Source organism: Gemmobacter sp. (assembly GCF_016792925.1).
GTDB lineage: Bacteria > Pseudomonadota > Alphaproteobacteria > Rhodobacterales > Rhodobacteraceae > Gemmobacter.
Genome location: NZ_JAEULU010000104.1, coordinates 1 through 3755, shown reverse-complemented (window position 1 = coordinate 3755; position 3755 = coordinate 1). Strand labels below are relative to the sequence as shown.

Below are 3755 nucleotides of genomic sequence, written 5' to 3'. Positions count from 1 at the left end.
TTGACGAGGTTCTGCAAAGGGTTGCCGATCATGGCCCGGTAACCTCCGCCGAGGTGGGAGAGGGCGAGGCGCGCGGCAAGGGCGGCTGGTGGGATTGGCATCCCTCCAAGGCCGCGCTGGAGTTCCTGTGGCGGGCGGGTGCCCTGTCGGTCACCCGGCGCGAGGGGTTCCGCAAGGTCTATGACCTGACAGAGCGGGTGATTCCGGCCCCGGTCCGGCTGGCCGAGCCTTCGGAGGACGAAAGCCGCGAGGCGCTCTGTGCGGCGGCGCTGGATCGGCTGGGCTTTGCCACGCCGGGCGAAATTGCCGCCTATTGGGCCGCCGTGACGCCCGAAGAGGCGCGTGCCTGGGCCGAGGCCGCGCTGCGCCGGGGCGAGGTGGTGGAGGTTATGGTGACCGGGGCCGATGGCAGCTTGCGCAAGCATCTGTGCCGCCCCGAAACGCTGACCGAACAGCCTCAGGTCACCCCGCGCCTGCGCATCCTTTCCCCATTCGATCCGGCGCTGCGCGACCGCAAGCGCGCCGAGCGCCTGTTCGGCTTTCACTACCGGATCGAGGTTTTCGTGCCGGAGGCGCAGCGCAAATACGGCTATTACGTCTTTCCAGTGCTGGAGGGTGACCGCCTGATCGGCCGCATCGACGCCAAGGCGTTTCGCGATGCAGATCGGCTGCGGGTGCGGGCTTTCTGGCCCGAGGCAGGCCTGCGTCTGACCGCCGCCCGCCGGGCCAAGCTGGAGGCGGAACTGGCCCGCCTCGCCCGCTTTGCCGGGGTGTCAGAGGTGGAATTCGCGCCCGACTGGCAGCGCGAAACCCTTCACGTGCAGGGCTGAGCGAAGCCGTCAATCGCGGCCATCGCCTCTTCGGCGGTTTCAACATATTGAAACAGATCAAGGTCTTCCGGGCTGATCGTGCCTGCCTCGGCCAGGGCCTCCCAGTTCAGCACCCGCTCCCAGAAGCTGCGGCCGAACAGCAGGAAGGGCACCGGCTTCATCCGCTTGGTCTGGATCAGCGTCAGGCTTTCAAACATCTCGTCCAGCGTGCCAAAGCCACCGGGGAAAATGCAGATCGCCTTGGCGCGCATCAGGAAATGCATCTTGCGGATGGCGAAATAGTGGAAGTTGAACGACAGGTCGGGCGTGACATAGGCGTTCGGCGCCTGTTCATGCGGCAGCACGATGTTCAAACCGATGGATTGCCCGCCCGCCTCATGCGCGCCCAGGTTTCCGGCCTCCATCACGCCGGGGCCACCGCCGGTGACGATCACATCCTCGCGGCCATAGCTTTCCACGCTGCGCTCGGTCATCATCCGGGCGAAACGGCGGGCCTCTTCGTAATACTTGGACAATGCGCCCAGCACCGGCGTGCGCGCGGTTTCGGCATGTTCCGGGCGCGGAATGCGCGCACCGCCAAACAGCACGATGGTCGATTTGATGCCGCGCTCATCCAGAATCATCTGGGGCTTCAGCAGCTCCAGTTGCAGGCGCACCGGGCGCAATTCCTCGCGCATCAGGAAATCGGTATCGGTGAAGGCCAGCCGATAGGCGGGCGCCCGGGTTTGCGGCGTGTCGGGGATGCGATGGGTGGCGGCCACATCCTGCACACTGTCGCGGAACGGGTGGCTGCGGGTGTCGTCGGTCATCGGTCCTCCTGTCGGCGTTGCGCGGGCCTGCCGCCACGTCTATAGCTTTGCCCGATTGATCGCCATAGGGAAGGGAACGCCCATGTCCAACGCCGCCTTGGAAACCGCCATCGAAGCCGCGTGGGAAGCGCGCGACTCCATCACCCCGGCCACCAAGGGCGAGACCCGCGATGCCATCGAGGCCACGCTGGAGGCGCTTGGCGCAGGCAGCTTGCGCGTGGCGGAAAAGCGCGGTGCCGATTGGCATGTGAACCAATGGGCCAAGAAGGCGGTGCTGCTGGGCTTCCGCCTGAAGGATATGGAGCTGCAATCCGGCGGCCCGCAGGGGTCGAGCTGGTGGGACAAGGTTGACAGCAAGTTTGCAGGCTGGGGCGAGGGCGAGTTCCGCGCGGCCGGCTTCCGCGCCGTGCCGAATTGCATCGTACGCAAATCGGCCTTCATCGCCAAGGGCGTGGTGCTGATGCCCAGCTTCGTGAACCTTGGCGCCTATGTCGATGAGGGCAGCATGGTCGATACCTGGGCCACCGTCGGCTCCTGCGCGCAGATCGGCAAGAACGTGCATCTGTCGGGCGGCGTCGGCATCGGCGGCGTGCTGGAGCCGATGCAGGCAGGCCCGACCATCATCGAGGATAACTGCTTTATCGGCGCGCGCTCCGAGGTGGTGGAAGGCTGCATCGTGCGCGAAGGCTCGGTTCTGGGCATGGGCGTGTTCATCGGCAAATCCACCAAGATCGTGGATCGCGAGACCGGCGCCGTGACCTATGGCGAGGTTCCGGCGGGGTCGGTTGTGGTGGCCGGGTCGATGCCGTCGAAGAACGGGATCAACCTTTATTGCGCGGTGATCGTGAAAAAGGTGGATGCGCAGACCCGGTCGAAAACCTCGATCAATGAATTGCTGCGCGATTAATCTGTGTTAACAGAACGGGCGTTTACATTGAATGTGAACGCCCGTTTTATATTCCGATATGCCTTTGGAATGGCTCGGGGCCGATGCCTTGGGCGGGCAGGGTTTCGACGATCTGACCCTGCGCCATGAAGGCGATGGTATCGGCAATCGACAGCACTGCCTCTACCCGTTGCTCCACCAGAATGATGGCAACGCCTTCGGCTTTCAGGGTCGTCACACTGTCGCGGATCAGCTGGATCATCGAGGGTTGCAGCCCCTCGGTCGGTTCGTCCAGCAGCAGCACCGCAGGTTCAAGGCACAGCGCGCGGGCCAAAGCCAGCATCTGCTGTTCGCCCCCCGAAAGGGTTCCGGCTTGCTGGTTCAGCCGTTCGCGCAAGCGGGGAAACAGTGTCAGCACGCGCTCCAGCGTGGCGGCGGATTTGCCGCGCGTCATCAGGCCGACTTGCAGGTTTTCGGCCACGGTCAGCGGCCCGAACAAGCGTCGGCCCTGCGGCACATAGCCGAGGCCATGGCCCGGCACCTCATGCGCGGGCAGGCGATGCAGCGGCGTCTGGTTCAGGAAAATGCTGCCCGAAAGCTGCGTGGTCTGCCCCATGATGCTGCGCAGCAAGCTGGTTTTGCCCGCGCCATTGCGGCCCATCACGCAGGTGACGCGCCCCGGCTCAGCGATCAGGTTCACCTCGCGCAGCACGGTCACCGCGCCATATCCGGCGGTCAGGCCTTCAATCCGCAACATGGTCTGCCCCCAGATAAGCGGCCTGCACGGCGGCATTGGCGCGGATCTCCTCGGGGCTGCCCGAGGCCAGCACCTGACCCATGTTCAGCACGGTGATCCGCTGCGCCAAAGCCATGACCACCTCCATATTATGCTCGATCAGCAAGACGGTGGTGTCTTGCAAGCCACGGATCAGGCTGATGAAATCGGCTATCTCCCCTGCCGCAAGGCCCTGTGTCGGCTCATCGAGGATCAAGAGCTTTGGCTGCAAGGCCAGCCCCATGCCCAGCTCCAGCAGGCGCTGATGGCCATAGGACAGCTGCCCGGCCTCGGCTTGCAAATGGCCCCCTAGGCCCACGCGATCCGCCGCCGCCTGCACCGCTTGGCGCAGGTCGCGCGGGCGGCTGCGTTGCACGGCCAGCGCCAGATTGTCAAAGACCGAAAGCCCGGCATAGATCGAGGTGATCTGAAACGTATAGGCGATGCCGCGCGCG

The 3755-nt window shown here is 64.9% G+C and carries 5 protein-coding genes; 2 read left to right on the top strand and 3 right to left on the bottom strand.

What is annotated here, in order from left to right; genetic code table 11:
- On the top strand, positions 1 to 830 hold an 830-nt coding region (locus JNN06_RS05450), incomplete at its 5' end, for a crosslink repair DNA glycosylase YcaQ family protein (RefSeq protein ID WP_291238582.1).
- On the opposite strand, the gene JNN06_RS05445 is transcribed toward JNN06_RS05450, so the two are convergent.
- Entirely contained in the window at positions 815 to 1639 is an 825-nt protein-coding gene (locus tag JNN06_RS05445) for an LOG family protein (RefSeq protein WP_291238581.1), read from the bottom strand. The genes JNN06_RS05450 and JNN06_RS05445 overlap by 16 nt on opposite strands.
- An 82-nt stretch (positions 1640 to 1721) precedes the next feature.
- Between JNN06_RS05445 and dapD the strand changes: the two genes are divergently transcribed.
- Complete coding sequence (dapD, locus tag JNN06_RS05440; protein WP_291238580.1) at positions 1722 to 2546, top strand: 2,3,4,5-tetrahydropyridine-2,6-dicarboxylate N-succinyltransferase; 825 nt, start codon at positions 1722 to 1724, stop codon at positions 2544 to 2546.
- Between the two features lie 46 nt (positions 2547 to 2592).
- Here dapD and JNN06_RS05435 read toward each other — a convergent pair whose 3' ends face one another.
- Together JNN06_RS05435 and JNN06_RS05430 are read right to left on the bottom strand one after the other, a co-directional pair.
- On the bottom strand, positions 2593 to 3282 hold the full coding sequence (locus tag JNN06_RS05435; protein ID WP_291238579.1) for an ABC transporter ATP-binding protein: 690 nt from the start codon (positions 3280 to 3282) through the stop codon (positions 2593 to 2595).
- The coding region (locus tag JNN06_RS05430; protein WP_291238578.1) for an ATP-binding cassette domain-containing protein at positions 3269 to 3755 on the bottom strand (487 nt) is incomplete at its 5' end. The genes JNN06_RS05435 and JNN06_RS05430, both read right to left, overlap by 14 nt.